Raw genomic sequence first — 19,420 nt, forward strand, 5'->3', positions numbered from 1 at the left:
GCTTTTCAAGTGTTACTTTAAATATCATAAAGATTATAGCAATGTTAAAGGAGAGTAACATGTACACCATAGGACAAGTAGCTAAATTTTTAGGAGTCTCTAGAGATACCTTGAAATTTTATGAAGAAAAGAAATTAGTAAAGCCTAAGCAAAATATGGAGAATGGGTATAGAAAATATAATCATTTCGATATTTACGATATAACAACAGTAAATTTCTATCGAGAAGTTGATATTGAAATTAAAAAAATTCAAGAATTAAGAAAAAGTAAGAGTATAGAGGGAATAAAATCATTGCTAGAAGAGAAAGAACAAGAGGTTTTAGAGGAGATAGAATATAAAAAGCTGCTTTTAAAAAAGCTCCAGACAGTAAAAGAGGATTGTGAAAAAGTTAAACAATTCTTAGGCGAATACATAGTAAAAGAAATGAAGCCTTTAGAAATAAAAGGAGAAATAGAACATTTTACTGCGTTTGATGAATATGAAACGCTAAAAAAGAATGTAGAAAACTTAAAAAAAGCAGTAACACTAACATCTTTAAGAAGAGTCATAAGTTTCAATAAAGAAGGTATTATAGACGATCAGTTTTTCGTCGTAAGAAAAGTAGACGACTTAGATAAAGAAATAGGAGGAGAAATTCGATCTCATCCAAAATGTATTTATACCGTTATTGAAGATGGAAGATGGGCAACTGGTGGAAAAAGTATTGACCATAACGTGGAAGCTAGTTTAAGAAAAGAAGCAAAAGACAAAGGGTATGAGCTTTTGGGGCTAGTATATATTAATCAACTACTTACCACTTACGAAGATGGACTTGAACGTGTATTTTTAGAAATTTATGCACCTATCAAGTGAAACGGAAATTGGATTTTAGTGCTCGTTACTACGGGATAAAGTAATACAGGCAGTATTGACCTGTGAGTAACTCCTAGGTTTAAGCTGAAGATATTGGTAAATATGCGCGTATATTTACGAAATACTTAGTTTGAAGCGGGGAATATGCATGAAAAGTAAAAAGATATTAAAAAAACCAATAGCAAGTTTTATTCTACTTACCAATCTCATTTTTTTGCCACTTTTTTGTCTAATAGGGATCATCAGCATGTTAGGATTTCCTGCATGGGTTATGGATGTAATGTTTTGCATATCAGCTTGGTCCTCAACCTTTTCTTTTGCAATACTTTTTAAAAAAATTTATCCTGGGCAAAGTTTTATCCAATTTGTAAAAGATAAGTTCAACAATAAACTAAAATTTTCAGTGATTCTTACTGCAATTATAATTCAAGCCTCCATATTTTTGATGATTCTATTTCTCGTATCGAAAAATAGTGAAGTAGACGCTATTTTTACTATTTCATCATGGGGAATGTTGGTCTATTTCTTTATAAAAAACCTTCTTTCTGGACCATTAGGAGAAGAATTAGGGTGGAGAGGTTTCGCTCAAATGGAGTTCCAAAAAAAGCATTCGCCATTAATAGCTTCGATCATCATAGGATTTTGGTGGGGGATGTGGCATCTACCTATATGGTTTACTACAGGGCTTGTAGGCAGTGATTTAATCAAATATATTCTATTCTTTATGATTGCAATCATGTCTACTAAGATCGTCATGACAGCATTTTATAACTTAAATCAAAATTTAATCGTCCCAATCATCATCCACCAATTCTTTAATTTTTATATTGGCTTAATTAATGGAAACATACTCGATTTAATCATGTATAACGCAATTCTTTATTTAGTAGTGGCTGTTTTACTCATCGTGATAAATCCAAAGAACGTATTGTATGGAAAGGAAGAAATCAACGTTATTCATGGAGATATCAATTGTTATTAAATGTGCAGTAGATGGGGGTAGTGGAATACCTACATTAGATGAATTATCATATAAAGAATTTAAGTGTAAAGGATAGAAAGTAGGAATCTAAATGGAATTGAATAAAAAGGCTTTAAAAATTTTATTGGAGTACGATTTACTTAATCCTGATAGAACTGCAAAGGAAGATTTTGAATTTGCTAAGGATGCAGGTTATATGTTTGACAGTATTACACAAACACATGATGAAACAATAGAGATTGCTTTGCAAGAGTTAAATAAGTGTAAAAAGAAGAATATGACAGATTTATTTCTATCAAGTTTAAGTTCCGGTCGTTTAGATTGGAGAATTGGATTGTCTGCATATAACATTTTAAGGATGTTTCCAAAACATTTCATCGAATCTAATGGAGTAAATTGTATTATTTGTTCAAGTAAACCGTATGAGTTAGTGGATTTTTCGTTTATTAATAGTATTCGATTTAATATAGGCGGAATTATCAGCGGAAGAATATATCATTTGGCTTTTATACTTTAACAGCACAATAAACTTCCGCATGTAAAGCCGACAAAAAAAGATTTTGAAATTTTTCAATCTATAATTGAAATTGTTAGAAATGCAGAAAGTAATGATTCACCATCTAAAGTTCAAAAAAAGATTGGAAAAGTTGAAGGATTTAAATCAAATGCAGAACAAAGAAAAGCATTACTGGAGACGCTTGGTTTCTGTAGTATTTTAGAAACAGAAGAGCATAAAGGTTTTTTACATCAATTCATAAACCTTGGTTTAGCCCCAAGATCTAGACATAGCTCAGATTGGTTATATCCCGTTGATTGGTGGAAAGGGAGAGATGGTATAAATCAAGTTGCACTAAAATTTTGGTTTGGTGAATATGAGGAATTACGAAGTTTGTTTAAATGAAGCTTTTGGGAATCCAGCATATAGGTTGTAGCGAAAGATGCGGAGGTACTCATTCAAGGTGAAATACCTAAAAGTGCTTCTACTTTTCATAAAAAGGGAAGGGGTCGTTAAATTATGAAAATAGATTACGGTAGTGAAATCGACAAAATTAGAGATTCTTTAAAGAACTACTACAAAAACTACTACAATGAGCAATTCAAAACTGAAGAGGAAGATTACATTGAAAACAAAAAGACTAAAGAACAAATAAAAAAATTAATAATTCAAGTATATAATGATAGTACTCTGTCTGAAGCAGACAGAGGGTATATAATAAAAGTAGCGGTAGAACTTCTGGCAAAAAATACAGGTTGTGCAGAAGACGCAGAGATTGCTGAAGATATTCTTGATTGTCTTTTTGATGATATGAAAATACTAAGTCAGGAAAATGTTGATAATTTTTATGAGCAATATTCCTGCAGAAGATGGTATTAAGGACTGGATTATTCTCAAAAAAGTAGACGTCCGTTTAGAAAAGTAAAAACGATGCCCATGTACAAATAGAAAATAGACTCGCCATGACTTTTCATGTCATAACGAGCCAATTTTCTATTATTTTGTTTTAGCTATGAGTATTAAATTTCGAAAATTAGGTCTTTTGTTGAATAAGGAGATTGCGTTTATTGTAAGAGCGAAAATGTCAACATTATTAACATTCAGGAACTAGAGACCCGAGAATGAATTCACTTGTTGCACAAATTCAAGGCACATGGAATTGATTCAGATGGAAAATATAATGGGATTTGGTTACTGACACGAGAATAATGATAAAGTAATAGTTGGGGCAGATACTTCTCATCAACATGATGATCTACATAGAAAAGAGTGCAAATACTAGCTATTCGATAGATTAGATAATAAAGAAAAGTTTGAGAATGAACTGAAGAGAAATAAAGAAGGAGCTAAATAAAGGACGGACTTGGGAAACAAAATAACTAAAGAATTAGGGGAGTGTATAAGATGATAGAAAAAGAGTACGAGATGATTGTAAAAATATATGAGGAATACAGTTCTTCATATAATATGTTGCATCAACAAGTTGAAGACGTTGAAAATGAAACGATTATTTGGAGCAATTCTTATCTAGAAATATACCCATATCAATATGAATTAAATCAATTACCAAAACCAAAAATTTATAAAAAGGAACCGAAATCTAAGGAAGGAATTATAGTGAATAAGTTGAAAAACAATGAACTGTATTTTTCTTATAACGCTGAAAATAAGGGATGGGGGAGTTCTTTTATAATAAATGAAACTGAAAAGAAAATCAGTCTTGGATTTGAAAGTAATAGGGCTGGTGAAATGGTTTTAAGCCAAGTATATTATATAATATATGAAGGATCTGTGATAGAAAAAAGATTGTTCTACACAAGGGACGATGATACGAACGAAGCGACGTTTATGGTTGACAGATATTCATATAATGACAATTCGACTGTTCATACTATTATTAGAGACGGTTTCTTTGGAGAAAAAATAAAAATTTTATCCACAAGGACATTTAGATTTGAGTATGAAAATGGAGATGTACGTATTTACTCGAAACAATTGAAAAAAAATCTAAAAGTTGTTGAAGATCTATTGTATACCTCTAGAAAGTCAAAAAAAAATAAACAGTGACATCAGTGACAGGTAATGCGAAACAAAAATAGGGAATTTAGATTAGAGTGTAAGGAATTGTAATTAGCGGATGCGGTAGGAACTGATTCCAAAACTCCATGTAGAGAAGAATAAACTTTCTTTTCTACATGGTTTTTTTGTTAGAAATGGAACTGGTTTAATTCATGTATTTCGTGAACACCACACTATCATTCGGAGAGTAAGTATAGATAACCCGAATCGATTGGACTAGCGGGTGGAAATCCTACGCTTGCTTTATGCTTATGTTGAAGATTCGAATAGTTGGTTGATTCGTTATTTTGAGAAAGTGATAAAAATGGATATTTTTGGTCTTTGAATTGCGATAGAATAAGAGAAGTGTTGGAATACGCAGGAGACAATGGATATATAACCTATGGGGAACAAAAAGATTTTCTAGAAAACAAATTGTAGATGAGGTAGAAGTTATGAGAAGAGAGTTGAAAATATTACCTAAAATCGGGATAAACGAAATAAAGCTATCTATGACATCTTCAGACTTAAACAGTATCATAGGTGAATTGGATAAGAAAAATGTCAATGGAAAAGAATTTTTTCAATATCAAGATGATTATGTTTTTCATTTTGTTGATGATGTTTTAGTAAGTATTTCTGTGAACAATCCAAAGATTATTTTCTTGAATAAACAAAAAATTGATTTAATGAATGAATCAAAGCAATTCTTATTCAAAGAAGATCCGTATTTTGTTGATAGATGTTATTTATTTCCTCAGTACAACATGTCGATTTACGGTTTAGATTTTCCTGATGACGGAATTCAATTAACAATTTATTCAGATAATCAAAAAAATATATACGAGAAAGATATAAAATCAGGTTTTCCATTCAGAAGTATTGAAAATCAGCTAATAAACTTAAAATATAAAATTACTCCGTATCAATCTGTAGGATTATTGACATTCGGCATGCAACCGAGTGAAATTGAAAAAATATGGGGAATTCCTTTGAAAATAAGCAAGAATAATAAAAGAGGGATAACTACAGAAAACAGGACGAATAGTCAAGCGATGTATAATGAAAAAGGACAGTTAATTCAACTAGCTTTAAATTGTAAAGAGGAAGTTTTTATTGATCATAAATTGGTATCAGAGCTCGGATCTAAATTGGATAGTTTAAAAAATGAAGAGTATTTTATAAACAGAAACTATAAAATATATTTCAAGTTTGGAATTGCATTAGATAATTTAGGAAACCTATCTTCTAATGATTTCATTTATATTTTTTCAGAAGAGATGATTCCTTACTGGAAAGATGTATATCGCCCTTTAATCTAACGAATCATTAGAAGTGCATGAATACTTCGCCCCTAGTTGTTTATTGCAAAATCAAAAATGTATATGAAGGTTTAGTTGGAGCAAAAGCGAGAGAAGCGGTGGAGAATATCAGGAATGCTTTGTAGGGGGTAAATAAAAAGGGGTTAAGGAAAAATGAAAGAAGAACTGATGAAAAGAATAGAATGTTTTCTCCAAAAACATCCTGAATTAAAAGGAGTAACTGCTACGCTTAATGAGATTGCGAAAGCGGAGGAAGAACTTCAAATAAAGCTAGATGATGATTATAAAGAATTTATTAAGCGATTTGGAGGCTCTTATGCAGGAATAGCAATTCATGCATTTTCTAATGGGTCATCAATGGGTAATGAAACTATTATTAATTTGACGAATTGGTGCAGAGAATCATTTGAAGGAGATGAGTTTTCTCCTGAAATTAACAAAAGCTTAATTTTTTCTGATGATGGTTCAGGTAATCCAAGAGCAATAAATGCTAACGGGAAAGTCGTAATATACTACCACGACTCAGGAGAAAAAAATTTTATCGAAATCTTTCGAAAGTTTCGTCGAGGAGAATTTTGCTGAATGGTAATTTGGTAATTATTACCAACCGATTTGCCGTTATTTTTTATCAGAATAGAAATGGGATAGAAGTACCCCCCCCGAAATAAACATACGTTCGTTCGGATGGAGTATGGCATTGTAAATGAAGGGTGTGAAATATTATAAATAATACGTTATTAAATATTGAGGAAATAACAACAATTTTAGATAGAGATTTTATTCCTATAGAGTCAATTGTTACAGGATTAAGACTAAAGAAACAAGTTGGGCTGCAAAAAAATGTGGAGCAAGTAGAGCGAAGACTTGGTGTGAAATTCCCTGCTGATTTTGTTAATTTAATTTTAAATTACGATTTTGGTGATTTTAGTATTTTAGGGATACATTTTGGGAGTGAAACAAATTATCTAGAAAAGTTAATAAGTTTCCATGAACATTTGTCAAATGAAGATGTAGCTAATTTTTCCAATCAATTTATATGTATAGCAATTGGGGATCACTTTACATTTATTATGGATGTAAATAGTGGGAACATTTTCGTTTTTGGTTCAGAGACACCCTTTAATAAAAAAATAAAAATAGCTGAATCTTTTACGAAACTAATTCAAGCGTTAGGAACAGCATATTTTCATAGAACTCAAAACACCCAAACTGAGTTTTTAGATATAGTAATAAAAACATTCGACTCAGATAATATAGACTTTTGGAAAGAAGTAATCAAATAAATACTAACATGAGTCATATTAAGCAGTTAGTTAAAAGGAGCTACGTTGAACGTGATATGAAAGGGAAATTCATTAAGGGAATTTGCTTTGATGAGATGACAAAAACGTATGAGAGAAGTTAGGCAGGGATGGTTCAGAGGATCACTTGGTAGGTGAAAAAAATGGATTATCTTTATCGGAGGTTAAATTAAATGCCCAAGTTAAGTAGGAACTTTGCGCTTAAATTTTATTCTATCTATAAAATATCAAGTTTCTCTGAAAACGAATTAAAAGAGAGACTTTATGCAGTCCGTTTTGATAGAAAGACAAAATTTATACCAAAATCAAAGTACATATAAAGAAGAGACAATCTTACGTGCTGATTCTTAATTGGACTCAAACGCAATATAGAGATGAAATTAAAAGTTAATTAGAGACACTAAAAATTTGAGGAATGGAAAAATTCAATTACATTGTAAAGGATAGTGGTGCGAATGAAGTACTATAGATTAGTGGAGATTTATAAAAGGGATGTTTATTTTCACCAAGATGATCAAAAGAATCAGGTGAAATCATATGAATTAGAATCAGGAGTATCATCTTTTAGTATAGAAAGTATTTATTACAAAGTTGATAAACTTGATAAATATGTTAACAAATACGACATGTTACCATCAGTTGGTGCGCCTTTAGTAAGCTTAAAAATGAAGTGTTTTTTAGAGGAAATTGCTAACAACGCCTGTGAATTTTTTCCGGCTATTATTGTAGACGAAAAAGGCGAGATGAACACAGATTTCTTTGCACTGAATATATTGGCTGTTTCTGATTGTTTTGATGAACAGAAATCGGAATATGATATGACTGCAAACGATCCTAAAAAAGTTGGTCGAATTACAAGCATATACTTTAATTATCAAAAACTTGGACAAGAGCATATTTATCGTATGAGCATAAGACCTTCCATGATAGTTGTATCTGAGGCTTTTGTTGAAGGATATAGAAAGAATAAACTAAAAGGATTACTCTTTGCAAAAGAGGGAAGTCGCCTAAGACCGGAATTTTTAGATTAGATTGTTTATGTTTGAACGTGATAAAAAGGATCAGAATTATATCATGCATTCCAAACGGATGCTAATGTACGTACGAGCAGTCTTCGAGGATAAGGTTCATTCCGAGCACCGAAACAATATAGATAGACCATATCATCTGGATAGTCGCTAAGATGGCCCAACTACAGGTGCATGAGTAATCCAAACATGGGGAGATGGCAATGTCCTTTAGGTGAACTTTCATATAATTAGGGTTATAACGAAATTACGAATAGTTTAGGTCATAAGAGTTATTACTTTTTTAACAAAGATAGGCTGTGTACGAAAATGTTCATCCAGTGGGTAGTGAAGTCAGCTATGAATATTATGAGGACTTTGAATTGACGTTTTAGCACTGAAACAGACGATAGGACGAATTGAAATTCGTTGCTCTATGTAAAGAAATGGAGGGCATAATGAGAACCAGATTTATTGATACAACAGTGGGTGTAATAAATGCTAGAGATGCGTTGATTTTAAATAAGTTAATCATGGAACGATTTCCAAGAGAAGTTGAACTTTCGTTAAATTTAGCAACAGCGTTGGCATCAAATATTTCCACAGAAGAACGATACATAGATATTTCTTTCATTTTTAAAAATGTAGTCAAGTTTGGACTTTGTGGTCTTGATTATTTTAACGAAAATTTATTGGATACGTGTTTTTGTGAAGTGATTGATTCCGACTTTTTGAATCAGCAAAAGACACTGGTTGAAAAGGGATTTAAGCATTATTTTCTTGAATGTTATGATGAAATTATTGAAGTTGTGGCCCAAGAATACAATCTTATTTTGCCAGATGGACTTAGAATAGCTGATGAAAAATTGGATAAAAGCAATTAAAAAGAGTTTGAATTGTAAGCACGTAATGATGATAGGCGAACGTCCATTTTAATCAAGAGCACGAGGTTCAAAAGGGAGATGCTTATAAAATGAAAGAAAAAACAGATATTTTAAGTATAATAATTTACTATTATAGAGATGAAGAACGAATGAAAAATCTTTGGTTAAATAAAAAAGAGTTTTCAAAAACACTCTCTCTAGTCATGGGAGTTGAGTGTAAGAGAAGCTTATAAATACTTAATGGACTAAGTAACATTGAATTGGAGGAAATCAATGATTTTAAATTTTGAGTCGACACCATTAATCACTAGAACAGAAAGAAACATTGATGCAAATGAGATCAATACCAGTTTTCAAACTAGTATACATACGAGACTAATTGAGTTTTGGAAATTTTTTAAGGAAGTTACATTTGAAAACGGAATAAATATTTATGGTTTTGACATTGCATTGGAAAGGAACGAGTTGTATGAAATAAGTGCTTACGCATCAGATTATATTTTGATAGGGGATGATGGTGGGGGGCAAGGAGTGTTTTTAAAAAAGAATAGCGACCAACTAAACGTATTCTATCAAGATTTGGGTGCATTGTCGTCGCCTTTTTATTCTTTAGATATTGATTTATTTAGTTGGCTTGAAAATAATCCTGTTATAGATGACGAAGATTCACCTTCAAACGAACTTGATTTGATAGATGCGGTAAAAGTGTATATAGTCAGAATACCAAATGATGTAAACAAGTTTATTATGGAAATAAGAAAATATTTTAATTTGAAACTTTCTATTAACGACATTAGAGAAAAACTAAATGGTTTACCTTTTTTTGGTTATTCAAGATATCAAACTTATGAAGTATGGCAAAACAATTGAAATTTCAAATCAAAAATACAATTGTTTAGAGGTTCTCAATTCAAAGAATGAGATTTTAATTAGGCCAGTAAAAAATTAGGGAAGTGTACAAGATGATAAAAAAAGATTACGATTTGCTGCTCGAAATTTTTGAAAAATATTACGACTCATACGAAGAAATGCTTGACCAAGTGAAAGACGTAGAAAATGATACGGTTATATGGAGTGATTCGTATTTGGAATTTTTCCCATATCAATATGCACTGAATCAATTAAAGAAGCCCAAAATCTATAAAACTGAGCCTGAATCCAATGAAGCTATTATAGTAAATAGGTTAAAAGATGGTGAACTGTACTATTCTTATGATAATGAAAATAAGGGATGGGGCAGTGTTTTTGTAATAAAAGAAGATGGAATGAAACTGTATCTTAGGTTTCTAAATAACGATAATGATGAAATCGTTTTAGAACAAGTATATTGTGTAGTTTTTAAAGAGACTGTGATTGAAAAAGTATCATTCTATTTAAAAGACGCTGACTTGGACGGAGACGAGGAATTAAACGAAGAAACATTTTTGGTGGATAAATATTCATATAATAGCAATGCGACAATTGATACAATTATAAGAAATGGTTTCTATCATGAAAGTAAAAATATTATCCCAACTACCACATTTCGATTTGAGTATGTTAACGAAGATATATTCATATACACAAAACAATTGAAACTAAATCAAATGGATGTCGAAAAGTTAAGGTGGAAGATGAAAAAATCCAGAATCAAGTAGGAAACGGATAATGTGGACTAAACCCATTTTAAAATCAACTGTACCTCAAATACTAGTTTTTTACTGGAATTATTGGCAAGACATGGTTTGAATCCTGATATTGCTGAAAATGGAGCAAAAATGTAGGGAACAGCACGATTTTAAAGAGTTCAATATACTAAATGCAAGTAAAATTGAGATTTAAGGAGTAAGTATGGGGATAATAGAGATTATTAAAAAAATTGAACAAGATAGTAATTGCAGACTTGTGAAAAGGATCACAGATTTCACAAGTGAATTAGCTCTTCCAAAAGATTTGAATTATTTTTTTAGCAATTATGACTCCTTACAAATGTTTATAGATAAGCCTTATGGAATAAAAATAGTTTCTTCAAATGAGTTTATTCCAACTAGTAAAAGACTTTACCCAGAGGATGATGTTATTTGGGAGGAACTAGAGGGGGATATTAGTAATGAGTGGTATCTTATTGCTGAATCTGAACAAATAAACCAATACATTAGCATGGACATGAGCAAGTCGCATTTAGGTTATTGCTATGATAGTTTCTTGGAAACCCATGCAACACTAGGAGATAGTCAGATTATTGCTAAAAGCTTTACGGAACTGTTAGAGCGTTTATACTCTAGTAAAGGTGAAAATTGGTTTTGGTTGGCTGAAAATTTCGAGCCGTATGGGGATGCTTATGATGGCAGGTAAACAAGGAGAAAGGGATAATAATTAGTTGGATCGTTGGATGACTATAATATTTTGCTAAAAGCTAATTACAAAAATTCTAAAACATATGTAAAGAAGATGTCTCAATCTCTTTCTTTACATATGTTTTTTTGTTAGATTCCTTGTCTTAAAGTTTTAAAGATATGAGTGTAAATCAATGCCTGATGGTCCAATTGGTATAAAATCTAATACTTATTTTCCAGATGCACTTAATGGATACCATATGGATGTAAGAAGCAGAAAAACCACTCTTTTTTAGCATTGAATTTATTTAAAACGGTATAAAATGGTATTATATGTTATGAGGTATTTGGTGACACCTGAGAGACGTTTGACTATGACAAAATGGATTGTAAGTAATAAACGAGAGGATTGAGCTTTTATGAAAAAAATAGATGATTCGATATTAAATTTTATACAGACAATGAATAAACATCCTCAAGAAGAATCCCTAGTTGTAAAGAATGGTGGAGTACGTTATAGGTCAGAATTAGTAAAACTACAGGTAGATGAAAAAATTTATCTTTCTCCTGAATTAAAATTTTTTTATGAACATTGTGAAATAATTTGTGATATCCGTCATGATGGTCACAAGCTAAAAAGCACGAGCATTGATTTAGGAAATGCACCTCTTAATCTTTGTTCTCCTGAAAATCTTATTTATAGGCAAGAGGGGTTTCGTTGGATTGAAACGGATCTGAAAGAAAATCCAAAATGGAATCCATTTTTGCTTGTCATTGCAGATATAAATGATGATCCAGTCGTGGTTGTAACTGATAAAGAAGGCTCACCAGTCATGGCTTCTTATGAATCAGGTGCTCTTTTTCCGATTGCAAACTCATTTTCCGATTTTCTGGATTACCTCTCAATTACAATAGAATTAATACAGGGAAAATATAATGGGGAAATAATAGATGATGAATCTTTTGAATTCCTAGAAGGCTTTATAGAGGATTTAAAAGAGAGGATAAGTAAGATAAATCATAACGATGAACTTGTTGAAAATTTTATCGATTACTTATATGGCTAATAAATCAAAAATTGTTTGACTCCTTTGGTAATAAAGGTAAACCTGCCTTAAACACAAAAAATTAAAAGGAAAAATTCAACTGATACTATGTTCAAGATGACGATGATTAATATACATATAGGGGCAAGTCAAATAGTAGTTTCATTTTCCGCAGACTTTACTATTAGACATGATTCTACTCAACAAAGAATGGTATTTTCTGGTTATAGCAACTTGGATGTTTCTCCTCAACAAGGAAGTTGGTCTACTACAGGTGTAAACGCTGTAATAATAGAAGGTGGAAGAACTTATAAGTTTACAATTGGAGGTAAACTTACTTATCTTGGCATTACAACTGAACATACTCAAGAAGTTACATTTTCATGTTCTGCAACTGGTGTAATTTCCTAAAGACAACATAAAAAAAGAAACTCCTTTCAATGGAGCTTCTTTTTTTATCCCTACAAGTAACCTCACAGCATCCGAACCCTCTTGGTATATATTACGAAATCACGACCACCTTTACTGCTCATATAGCCTATTATGGGCAGTATTCCCCAGCACCAAATACACTCGGAAATTCTTTGAAGGCTTGCGTAGACTAGGTTTCTTACAGTTTTCAATTTGCAAGTGTAGCAAGTAGCATTTGTTACTCTGTTTCTTTTTTTAATAATTAATAAAAACAAATTATTAAAAGGGTTATTAAGTATTTGTATAGAATAATCCTAAATATGGAATATTATTGAATTTAAGTGATTGGAAGTGGAATATTGAAAAAGATATATATTTTTATAGTTATTATTTTAATATTTAGCTCAATCTTTTTTATAAAATTTAATCCCTTTTCGGATAACCAATTAAAAGAAGTGAGTTATGACGTTGATGAATCTCTTCAGGAAATTACAATGCTTAGGGCATATGAAATTGGGATTGAAAAGGCGAAAACATATGACGATGAACCTGAACTTGTTTATTTAAATAGTGTTGATGATAAAAAAGTGAGTGGTGGCGATGGTAAAAAGGGAAATTGGCAAGGGATAATTTCTTTGCCAAATAAGAATCAGCGTTTCATATTTGCAATTGAAAAAGGTGAATTAAAGAACTTTAAATTAATGGATGGTTCTGAGAAATTAACAATCAAAGATTATGATATAAAGGTGGATAGTGATCAAATAGTAATGCAAGCAGTAACGGAATTTAAATTAGAACCTGGAAATAATCAATTTTCAAATGGATATCATTTTCGTATTTTGAGGGATGAAAAGAATATATTTATGGCTGTAAATGGCCAAGTAGATAAAAAAGAGATGGAAATATACTATAACCCCAAGGATGGAAAATATATGGGTAATACAGAAGATGCTATTGATTAATCTAAAAAGGAGGCGAAATATGCTAATGGGGTGCTATCTAATCTATTAAAGAGGAGTTAGATTTGAAGAAAAAAGGTTTATTATTAGGGATTTTATTTTCGACTTTATTGTTATTATTACCAATTAAAGATACTGTGTTTGCTGCAACTTATAATTCTCAAAATGTAACTGCTTATGTAGCACCATTGGGGAATAAAACTTATCATGGGACAACCCCACAAATATATGTTATGGCCGCTGTTCGTCCTGCTAAATGTGGAGATATATCTTCAGGAACAAAATTACCAAAAGGAACAATTATTACGACTTCAACTAAATTAGATAGTTTTCCAGATTCTGTTTCAAGGGATTCGTTTGCGGTTTATGACATGGGAGATACTAATTGCGTAAGGGATGTGACTCCTTACTTTTTTGATATTTACTTTGGTATAGATACAAAGAGCAATTATGAACATGCAAAATATTTTGGGAAAAAGACAGTTAATTATAGCACTTTTGCGTGGGGGGAATTGGAAATCCTTGAGTAAGTGAAGATTACTTGAGGATGGGACAAAACCCATCTCTAAACTAAAAAGCCGGTGAAATTTTACGATCACTAAAATTTCACCGGCTTTAAATTTTTTTCATAAAAAATAAGGACCACTTCTGCTAAAATTAAGTCACCACAACAAAATTATACAGAAAGAAGGATCCTTATGTTTAAAGATTATAACATGAATCAATTAGTTTTGCCTTTAGATTTAGAAGGAAGTTACAAAAGAATGATATTGCCTTCCATGTTCACCATTTAGTCGAAAGTATCCAGCCCGAAGCGTTTGAAGCATTCCTTTGAAATGAGGGTTGTCCTGCCTACCATCCACGCATGATGCTTAAAATTATCTTATGTGCCTACACGCAATCTGTCTTCTCAGGGCGAAAAATTGAATCGCTTTTAAAAGATAGTCTTCGGATGATGTGGTTAGCTCAAGGATATGAACCAACCTACCGCACAATCAACCGATTCCGTGTCCAACCAGAGGTGAAAGAGCTAATTCGTCAATGCTTCGTTCAATTCCGCTGCCAGCTGGTACAGGAAAAATTAATTGATCAGGAAGCTATTTTTATTGATGGAACAAAGATTGAAGCGAATGCGAACAAATTTACATTCGTGTGGAAAAAATCGATTGAGAAATATTATAACGGACTAATTGAAAAGTCGAACCAGCTATACGATGAGCTGCTTGAAAAAGAAATCATGCCAGAAATTGAACGGGAAAATGAAAAGGAATTAGCCTTGGAAGACCTCGCTCAAATGGTCGAAAAAGTAGATGAAGTGATTTCTGAATATGATCGGAAAATTGAGGACTCGTCGGATGTAGCAGAGCGAAAGGCTTTAAGAATAGAACGGAAATTCCCTAAGCAAGCTCGCAAACAATTAATCGACTATATTGGACGCAAACTAAAATATCAAAGAGACTTCGAAATTTTTGACGAACGAAATAGTTATTCGAGAACAGACCCGGATGCGACATTTATGCGTATGAAAGATGATTATATGAAAAATGGTCAATTGAAGGCTGGTTATAACATACAAGTGGCAACAGAAGGTCAGTATGCGCTTGCCTACAGCATTTTTCCGAACCCAACGGATACACGTACATTAATCCCATTTTTAGATGAAATCGAACAACATTATTTTAAGTTACCAAACCACATTGTCGCAGATGCCGGATATGGCAGTGAACAAAATTATGATGATATCCTTTCGAATCGTAAGCGAGAAGCCTTAATCACTTACAACATGTATATTTAAAAGAACAAAAGAAAAAGTATAAGCAAAACGAATTCAATACAGCAACCTGGGATTATGATGAAGAAAATGATCAATACACTTACCCAAATCAACAACAGCTTGTATTTAAATATCGTACCACGAAAACGGATAAGTATGATTTTACGCGTGAGTTTAAGATATACGAATGTGAAGACTGTTCCGGATGCCTCCTCCGTTCATTATGTACAAAAGCAAAAGAAGGAAATAATCGTAAGTTAATGGTGAATGAGAAGTGGGTTAATGGAAAATATAGCGTTCCCATGCTTCATCTTAGGGGAGCATTATCTGAACCTAATGTAATAAAGATCTATTTCATTGTCCTTACAAGAAAGCCCCAACAATGCATATCAAAATGTCATTGTTGGGGTTTTAGCTTTATATATTATAGATGTTTTTTAAAATCTAACATGGATTCCGATACGACACTCAATTATTTAGTTCAGGATTTGAATTGTAAAAACTTTGTGCGTCCAAATCAATTTTCAGTGCAGCTTTGTTGTCATTTAAATGAAGATGGTAGCATTGTGGTGGATGAGGCAGGGCGTACGTCACAAGAAAATGTTTATGCAGCGGGGGGAACTGCTAAATTAGGCCGGTCTTCATCAATAGTAGCTGTTGCTGAAGGATATAAAACGGCGATAGTAGGGTCTAATCATAACTAAAAGCATATTATATCTTCAAGATTTATATTTCTTATTTCCACAAAGGGAGGAAGGGATTATGTCAATTGTTCATGTAACAACAAAGAAGGAATTAAAAGAACAATTAAAAACTAAAAAGATGGTGTTAATAAGTTTTTGGGCTGAGTGGTGTGGACCGTGTAAAATGTTCGCGAGGGTTCTAAATCAACTCAATGAAGAATGCAATGGTAAGGTGAAAATTGTAAGGGTGAATATTGAAAAAAGCCCAGAGATTGCAGCGGAATATAAGGTAATGGGCATTCCTCATACTCGATTGATTATTCATAATAAATTACGCGAACCAATTATTGGATATGTCCCTTTTGAAAACTTAAAGCAGATGATTGGCGTTTGATCGTCAAACAGCAGGAAATTTGATTGCATAATTTATTGGTGAAGGACCAGCAGAATAGTTCTTTTTAGAGTGTACGTAAGACTTTCCGAATTTCTGGAAGAAGGCACTTGTTACATTAGAAATACCGTCATTAATAAAATGAGGGGAATATGTTTACTTCATCATAAAGTGGTTGAATCCGTTGATATATTAATGTTTGTAAAAGGATGTTAGTCAAATACGATATTTTCAATCTGTTTAATTATATACCAGCTCATGTTATAATGAGGAACTTAAGGTAATGAAGACTTTTCCTTATAACTGAACGGATGCCAAGAAAGCCTCCGCATAGAGATAAAATATAGAGGTGTAAGAGATTGAATAAAAAATGGACGATTGAAAAAATTAAAGAATTTGTTGAGAATAATTCGGAAAGTAAGTTGCTAACGACGGAATATCACGGTTTTTCTCAAAAGTTACTATTAAAATGTGCATGTGGTAGCAACTTTGAAAAAACATTTACAAAATTTAAAAATAAAAATCAACGTAAATGTGACGTCTGCCAACCACCAAAAGAGTCTCGCTAAACGAAGTGCCAAAAGAGAAGTTGGCGTCTTGATTAAAATCACCTCATACCTATTCTTTATAGAGATGAGGTGATTTTTTATGGACATTAATATTATTGAAATATTTCCGGATGTAATTTTATACTAAGAGAAGATAAAGGTGTTAATGAAATATAGATGAACGCACTTTTTAACATTTGATATAAAAACTGATGGGGTTACTGTAACTGAAATTAAAGAGTGATGTTCAACGATTGGTGCTTTACTTCAAAATGGGGTAGAGCCATTTTTTTCTTAGACGAAAAGCGCAGATTAGTCCAAGAAAAAGTTATAAAGTAATATAGATTCATTTGTGGTGAAATATGTTATTGTTGCGAATTAAAAATAAATGGAGGTTTTTATATGAAAAGGAAGTTAGTCTTAGCCTTTGGTTTAACAGGAGTTTTAGCATTAACATTTGGTTTTGCAAAAGACTTGCAAAGCATAAAGGTATCAGCAGCAGAACAAACAGTAGTTGCTTCAAAACAAACAGACATTACTACGGTTATAACAAAAGAAGAACAAAATATGGTAGAAAATCTGCCGACTAAAAAGGGGTTTGTACCACAAGGAAATGGAACAGGCTTCTTTTTTGTAAAAGGGGACCCAACTGAAAGAAAGGATATTACTACTGTAATCACAGCAGAGGAACAAAAAATGGTGGAAAAAATGTCCGTTAAAGAAGGATTTGTAACACAGGAAAATGGAACAGGTTTCTTTTTTATGAAAGAAAAATAATTGTTAAAATAAGGTTGCATTTCTGTTATAAGCAGGAATGCTTTTTCATTAACGGGGGCGATTGTTCAATTAAAGCAATCGCTTCTTGTGCTAACGGCGCAGTTTAGTGAAAGAAGGACTTAAAATATTGTTGCATATGGACGCAAAACAATGGGGGGAAGTAGTATGTTTATAATTAGAACAGCTATTTTATGGATTATTATATCAACGATCATTAATGCATATTTAATGACATTACCCATACCTGTTTTACGAAAAAGAGATTATCCGGCTAACTATCTCATTAAACGAAATAATAGGATAGATAGTCAAAACAAAAGGGAATGTGCAGCATTTTCAACAGCATATGTGTTGCGTCATTTTGGAATGGAGGCAGATGGTGAAGAGTTATATACTAATTTTCCTAGTAAAGTGAGGTCAGGTAATGTATATCCAAAGGGAATTCGTACGGTGTTAAGAAAAAAGGGATTTAAAACAAACTATTATAAAGGAAATATCAATACATTAAAGTACGAAGTTAGTAAAGGAACTCCTGTTATTGTCTTTATTAGAGTACATAAGGATCGTAATAATTTGCACTTTGTCCCTGTCGTAGGATATGACAAGGAGTATTTCTACCTTTCAGAATCATTAAGGCAACTGGTGAATTGTAATAATGATAACAATAGCTATAATCGAAAAGTTCCTATTAATGAATTTAAGAAATTGTGGAATGTAAAAAATATTAATATGCTTCTGTATAGCAATACTTACATAACCGTAGACGCCACACAGAGCTAATGTTAACGACGAAGAATTTCATCTGGAAGTAAATGGTGATTAGCCCGGAATTATTTCCGGTTTTTTTGTGCATTAAGAAATTGAAGGAGATGGATCATGGGTGGATGTTTTTACAGAATAAGAAAAGCCCCCATACACACCTTTTTCTAAAGTGAATATTGGGGGGTAGTTCAAAAATTAATTTTTGATTTTACAACTAACGTTTATTTTCATTTTGAATATTACTGAAGTCTACTTCCTCAGCGAACTCTTCTCTGTTTTTATTTTTACGCTCTCTGTTAGCATTTTGATTTTGATTCTGCTGTTTTTTGTTGTCTTGAGTTTTATTATTTTTATGTTTATTATTACCCATTATCATCTCACCTCCACCATTAGTGTGAGTGAAAGATGATTTTTTATCCGCATAATTTTACAATTAAATTTTAGATGTAGTTTTATAATAAAGATTGATTGTTAATAATAACCTCACATTTAATTTTGAAAAGAGACAGTGAATTTTTTTCATTATAACTATTTATGGTCTTTTTTAATGTTATTGCAAATATTTTTGGGTTTGTATTCTTCAAAAAAAAGAAAAGTTTATATTTTGCTTCTTTCGCAATATTTATACTAGCAGGTGTATTGGGTGGAATCGGCGTTATACTAGCACTATTTATTATTCGTGATGCCTTTGCAGTATTCTATGGGCTGAATATTGCCTACGATTTGCTAATAAATAGTCTTATCGTATTTGTTATTGCCATTATAGTTACTATAAATAACAGAAAAAAATTGTGATTCATCAAATATTCAAAGAAATTATTGCTAAAGGAAATGCTGTCTCCGAGTAATC

General features: G+C 32.0%; 23 protein-coding genes and 2 pseudogenes. 24 read left to right on the top strand and 1 reads right to left on the bottom strand.

The features are described from left to right. Nucleotides 1-59 precede the first annotated feature (59 nt). The 24 genes and pseudogenes from AB9L17_RS10155 (at nucleotide 60) to AB9L17_RS10270 (ending at nucleotide 18,588) form a co-directional block, all read left to right on the top strand. On the top strand, nucleotides 60-854 hold the full coding sequence (locus tag AB9L17_RS10155) for a MerR family transcriptional regulator (protein WP_068986320.1): 795 nt from the start codon (nucleotides 60-62) through the stop codon (nucleotides 852-854). A gap of 148 nt (nucleotides 855-1,002) precedes the next feature. Continuing rightward, on the top strand, nucleotides 1,003-1,836 hold the full coding sequence (locus AB9L17_RS10160) for a CPBP family intramembrane glutamic endopeptidase (RefSeq protein WP_223556927.1): 834 nt from the start codon (nucleotides 1,003-1,005) through the stop codon (nucleotides 1,834-1,836). A gap of 91 nt (nucleotides 1,837-1,927) precedes the next feature. Then, nucleotides 1,928-2,353, top strand: a complete 426-nt coding sequence (locus tag AB9L17_RS10165) for a hypothetical protein (RefSeq protein WP_223556925.1) — start codon at nucleotides 1,928-1,930, stop codon at nucleotides 2,351-2,353. Nucleotides 2,354-2,851: 498 nt separating this feature from the next. Then, complete coding sequence (locus tag AB9L17_RS10170; RefSeq protein ID WP_223556923.1) at nucleotides 2,852-3,211, top strand: hypothetical protein; 360 nt, start codon at nucleotides 2,852-2,854, stop codon at nucleotides 3,209-3,211. 525 nt (nucleotides 3,212-3,736) lie between these two features. Further along, nucleotides 3,737-4,399 carry a hypothetical protein gene (locus tag AB9L17_RS10175; RefSeq protein WP_375200534.1) on the top strand — a complete coding sequence of 221 codons (663 nt, stop codon included), beginning with the start codon at nucleotides 3,737-3,739 and terminating at the stop codon, nucleotides 4,397-4,399. 446 nt (nucleotides 4,400-4,845) lie between these two features. Beyond that, on the top strand, nucleotides 4,846-5,712 hold the full coding sequence (locus AB9L17_RS10180) for a hypothetical protein (protein ID WP_375200535.1): 867 nt from the start codon (nucleotides 4,846-4,848) through the stop codon (nucleotides 5,710-5,712). A gap of 153 nt (nucleotides 5,713-5,865) precedes the next feature. Continuing rightward, nucleotides 5,866-6,294 carry an SMI1/KNR4 family protein gene (locus tag AB9L17_RS10185; protein ID WP_375200536.1) on the top strand — a complete coding sequence of 143 codons (429 nt, stop codon included), beginning with the start codon at nucleotides 5,866-5,868 and terminating at the stop codon, nucleotides 6,292-6,294. Nucleotides 6,295-6,554: 260 nt separating this feature from the next. Further along, nucleotides 6,555-6,995 (top strand): SMI1/KNR4 family protein, encoded by a 441-nt coding sequence (locus tag AB9L17_RS10190; protein WP_375200537.1) that lies wholly within the window; start codon nucleotides 6,555-6,557, stop codon nucleotides 6,993-6,995. A 473-nt stretch (nucleotides 6,996-7,468) separates the two neighbouring features. Next, nucleotides 7,469-8,044: an imm11 family protein gene (locus tag AB9L17_RS10195; protein WP_375200538.1), complete on the top strand. Its 576-nt coding sequence runs from the start codon at nucleotides 7,469-7,471 to the stop codon at nucleotides 8,042-8,044. Nucleotides 8,045-8,478: 434 nt separating this feature from the next. Beyond that, nucleotides 8,479-8,904: a hypothetical protein gene (locus tag AB9L17_RS10200; protein WP_375200539.1), complete on the top strand. Its 426-nt coding sequence runs from the start codon at nucleotides 8,479-8,481 to the stop codon at nucleotides 8,902-8,904. A gap of 89 nt (nucleotides 8,905-8,993) precedes the next feature. Continuing rightward, on the top strand, nucleotides 8,994-9,137 hold the full coding sequence (locus AB9L17_RS10205) for a hypothetical protein (protein WP_375200540.1): 144 nt from the start codon (nucleotides 8,994-8,996) through the stop codon (nucleotides 9,135-9,137). A gap of 40 nt (nucleotides 9,138-9,177) precedes the next feature. Continuing rightward, complete coding sequence (locus AB9L17_RS10210) at nucleotides 9,178-9,774, top strand: hypothetical protein (RefSeq protein WP_223556905.1); 597 nt, start codon at nucleotides 9,178-9,180, stop codon at nucleotides 9,772-9,774. A 92-nt stretch (nucleotides 9,775-9,866) separates the two neighbouring features. Continuing rightward, nucleotides 9,867-10,541 (top strand): hypothetical protein, encoded by a 675-nt coding sequence (locus tag AB9L17_RS10215; protein WP_223556903.1) that lies wholly within the window; start codon nucleotides 9,867-9,869, stop codon nucleotides 10,539-10,541. A gap of 193 nt (nucleotides 10,542-10,734) precedes the next feature. Then, a complete protein-coding gene (locus tag AB9L17_RS10220; protein ID WP_223556901.1) occupies nucleotides 10,735-11,238 on the top strand; it encodes an SMI1/KNR4 family protein in 504 nt (167 codons plus the stop codon). Nucleotides 11,239-11,638: 400 nt separating this feature from the next. Continuing rightward, complete coding sequence (locus AB9L17_RS10225) at nucleotides 11,639-12,286, top strand: hypothetical protein (protein WP_068985557.1); 648 nt, start codon at nucleotides 11,639-11,641, stop codon at nucleotides 12,284-12,286. A 96-nt stretch (nucleotides 12,287-12,382) separates the two neighbouring features. Then, entirely contained in the window at nucleotides 12,383-12,676 is a 294-nt protein-coding gene (locus AB9L17_RS10230) for a hypothetical protein (RefSeq protein ID WP_139114460.1), read from the top strand. Nucleotides 12,677-13,035: 359 nt separating this feature from the next. Then, nucleotides 13,036-13,638: a hypothetical protein gene (locus tag AB9L17_RS10235; RefSeq protein WP_068985555.1), complete on the top strand. Its 603-nt coding sequence runs from the start codon at nucleotides 13,036-13,038 to the stop codon at nucleotides 13,636-13,638. A 62-nt stretch (nucleotides 13,639-13,700) separates the two neighbouring features. Continuing rightward, entirely contained in the window at nucleotides 13,701-14,165 is a 465-nt protein-coding gene (locus tag AB9L17_RS10240) for a hypothetical protein (RefSeq protein WP_068985554.1), read from the top strand. A gap of 168 nt (nucleotides 14,166-14,333) precedes the next feature. Beyond that, nucleotides 14,334-15,762, top strand: a pseudogene (locus tag AB9L17_RS10245) (IS1182 family transposase); the annotation flags it as partial. Between the two features lie 168 nt (nucleotides 15,763-15,930). Further along, nucleotides 15,931-16,113, top strand: a pseudogene (locus AB9L17_RS10250) (FAD-dependent oxidoreductase); the annotation flags it as partial. A 58-nt stretch (nucleotides 16,114-16,171) separates the two neighbouring features. Next, complete coding sequence (locus AB9L17_RS10255; RefSeq protein WP_068985553.1) at nucleotides 16,172-16,486, top strand: thioredoxin family protein; 315 nt, start codon at nucleotides 16,172-16,174, stop codon at nucleotides 16,484-16,486. Nucleotides 16,487-16,842: 356 nt separating this feature from the next. Further along, a complete protein-coding gene (locus tag AB9L17_RS10260) occupies nucleotides 16,843-17,052 on the top strand; it encodes a hypothetical protein (protein WP_068985552.1) in 210 nt (69 codons plus the stop codon). Nucleotides 17,053-17,433: 381 nt separating this feature from the next. Continuing rightward, nucleotides 17,434-17,808: a hypothetical protein gene (locus AB9L17_RS10265; protein ID WP_068985551.1), complete on the top strand. Its 375-nt coding sequence runs from the start codon at nucleotides 17,434-17,436 to the stop codon at nucleotides 17,806-17,808. Between the two features lie 165 nt (nucleotides 17,809-17,973). Beyond that, complete coding sequence (locus tag AB9L17_RS10270) at nucleotides 17,974-18,588, top strand: cysteine peptidase family C39 domain-containing protein (protein WP_068985550.1); 615 nt, start codon at nucleotides 17,974-17,976, stop codon at nucleotides 18,586-18,588. 196 nt (nucleotides 18,589-18,784) lie between these two features. Here the strand turns inward: AB9L17_RS10270 and AB9L17_RS10275 are convergent, their stop codons facing one another. Continuing rightward, a complete protein-coding gene (locus AB9L17_RS10275) occupies nucleotides 18,785-18,940 on the bottom strand; it encodes a hypothetical protein (protein ID WP_175401775.1) in 156 nt (51 codons plus the stop codon). Between the last annotated feature and the right edge of the window lie 480 nt (nucleotides 18,941-19,420).

The organism is Lysinibacillus sp. RS11, assembly GCF_042019215.1.
GTDB lineage: Bacteria > Bacillota > Bacilli > Bacillales_A > Planococcaceae > Lysinibacillus > Lysinibacillus xylanilyticus_A.

Bases quoted from the DNA above. Each gene is read 5' to 3' on its own strand.
- AB9L17_RS10165 (WP_223556925.1), top strand. From the start codon at position 1,928: ATGGAATTGAATAAAAAGGCTTTAAAAATTTTATTGGAGTACGATTTA.
- AB9L17_RS10195 (WP_375200538.1), top strand. From the start codon at position 7,469: ATGAAGTACTATAGATTAGTGGAGATTTATAAAAGGGATGTTTATTTT.
- AB9L17_RS10275 (WP_175401775.1), bottom strand. From the start codon at position 18,940: ATGGGTAATAATAAACATAAAAATAATAAAACTCAAGACAACAAAAAA.
- AB9L17_RS10175 (WP_375200534.1), top strand. From the start codon at position 3,737: ATGATAGAAAAAGAGTACGAGATGATTGTAAAAATATATGAGGAATAC.
- AB9L17_RS10215 (WP_223556903.1), top strand. From the start codon at position 9,867: ATGATAAAAAAAGATTACGATTTGCTGCTCGAAATTTTTGAAAAATAT.
- AB9L17_RS10180 (WP_375200535.1), top strand. From the start codon at position 4,846: ATGAGAAGAGAGTTGAAAATATTACCTAAAATCGGGATAAACGAAATA.
- AB9L17_RS10205 (WP_375200540.1), top strand. From the start codon at position 8,994: ATGAAAGAAAAAACAGATATTTTAAGTATAATAATTTACTATTATAGA.
- AB9L17_RS10200 (WP_375200539.1), top strand. From the start codon at position 8,479: ATGAGAACCAGATTTATTGATACAACAGTGGGTGTAATAAATGCTAGA.
- AB9L17_RS10230 (WP_139114460.1), top strand. From the start codon at position 12,383: ATGACGATGATTAATATACATATAGGGGCAAGTCAAATAGTAGTTTCA.
- AB9L17_RS10255 (WP_068985553.1), top strand. From the start codon at position 16,172: ATGTCAATTGTTCATGTAACAACAAAGAAGGAATTAAAAGAACAATTA.
- AB9L17_RS10155 (WP_068986320.1), top strand. From the start codon at position 60: ATGTACACCATAGGACAAGTAGCTAAATTTTTAGGAGTCTCTAGAGAT.
- AB9L17_RS10225 (WP_068985557.1), top strand. From the start codon at position 11,639: ATGAAAAAAATAGATGATTCGATATTAAATTTTATACAGACAATGAAT.
- AB9L17_RS10170 (WP_223556923.1), top strand. From the start codon at position 2,852: ATGAAAATAGATTACGGTAGTGAAATCGACAAAATTAGAGATTCTTTA.
- AB9L17_RS10160 (WP_223556927.1), top strand. From the start codon at position 1,003: ATGAAAAGTAAAAAGATATTAAAAAAACCAATAGCAAGTTTTATTCTA.
- AB9L17_RS10210 (WP_223556905.1), top strand. From the start codon at position 9,178: ATGATTTTAAATTTTGAGTCGACACCATTAATCACTAGAACAGAAAGA.
- AB9L17_RS10270 (WP_068985550.1), top strand. From the start codon at position 17,974: ATGTTTATAATTAGAACAGCTATTTTATGGATTATTATATCAACGATC.
- AB9L17_RS10185 (WP_375200536.1), top strand. From the start codon at position 5,866: ATGAAAGAAGAACTGATGAAAAGAATAGAATGTTTTCTCCAAAAACAT.
- AB9L17_RS10265 (WP_068985551.1), top strand. From the start codon at position 17,434: ATGAAAAGGAAGTTAGTCTTAGCCTTTGGTTTAACAGGAGTTTTAGCA.
- AB9L17_RS10220 (WP_223556901.1), top strand. From the start codon at position 10,735: ATGGGGATAATAGAGATTATTAAAAAAATTGAACAAGATAGTAATTGC.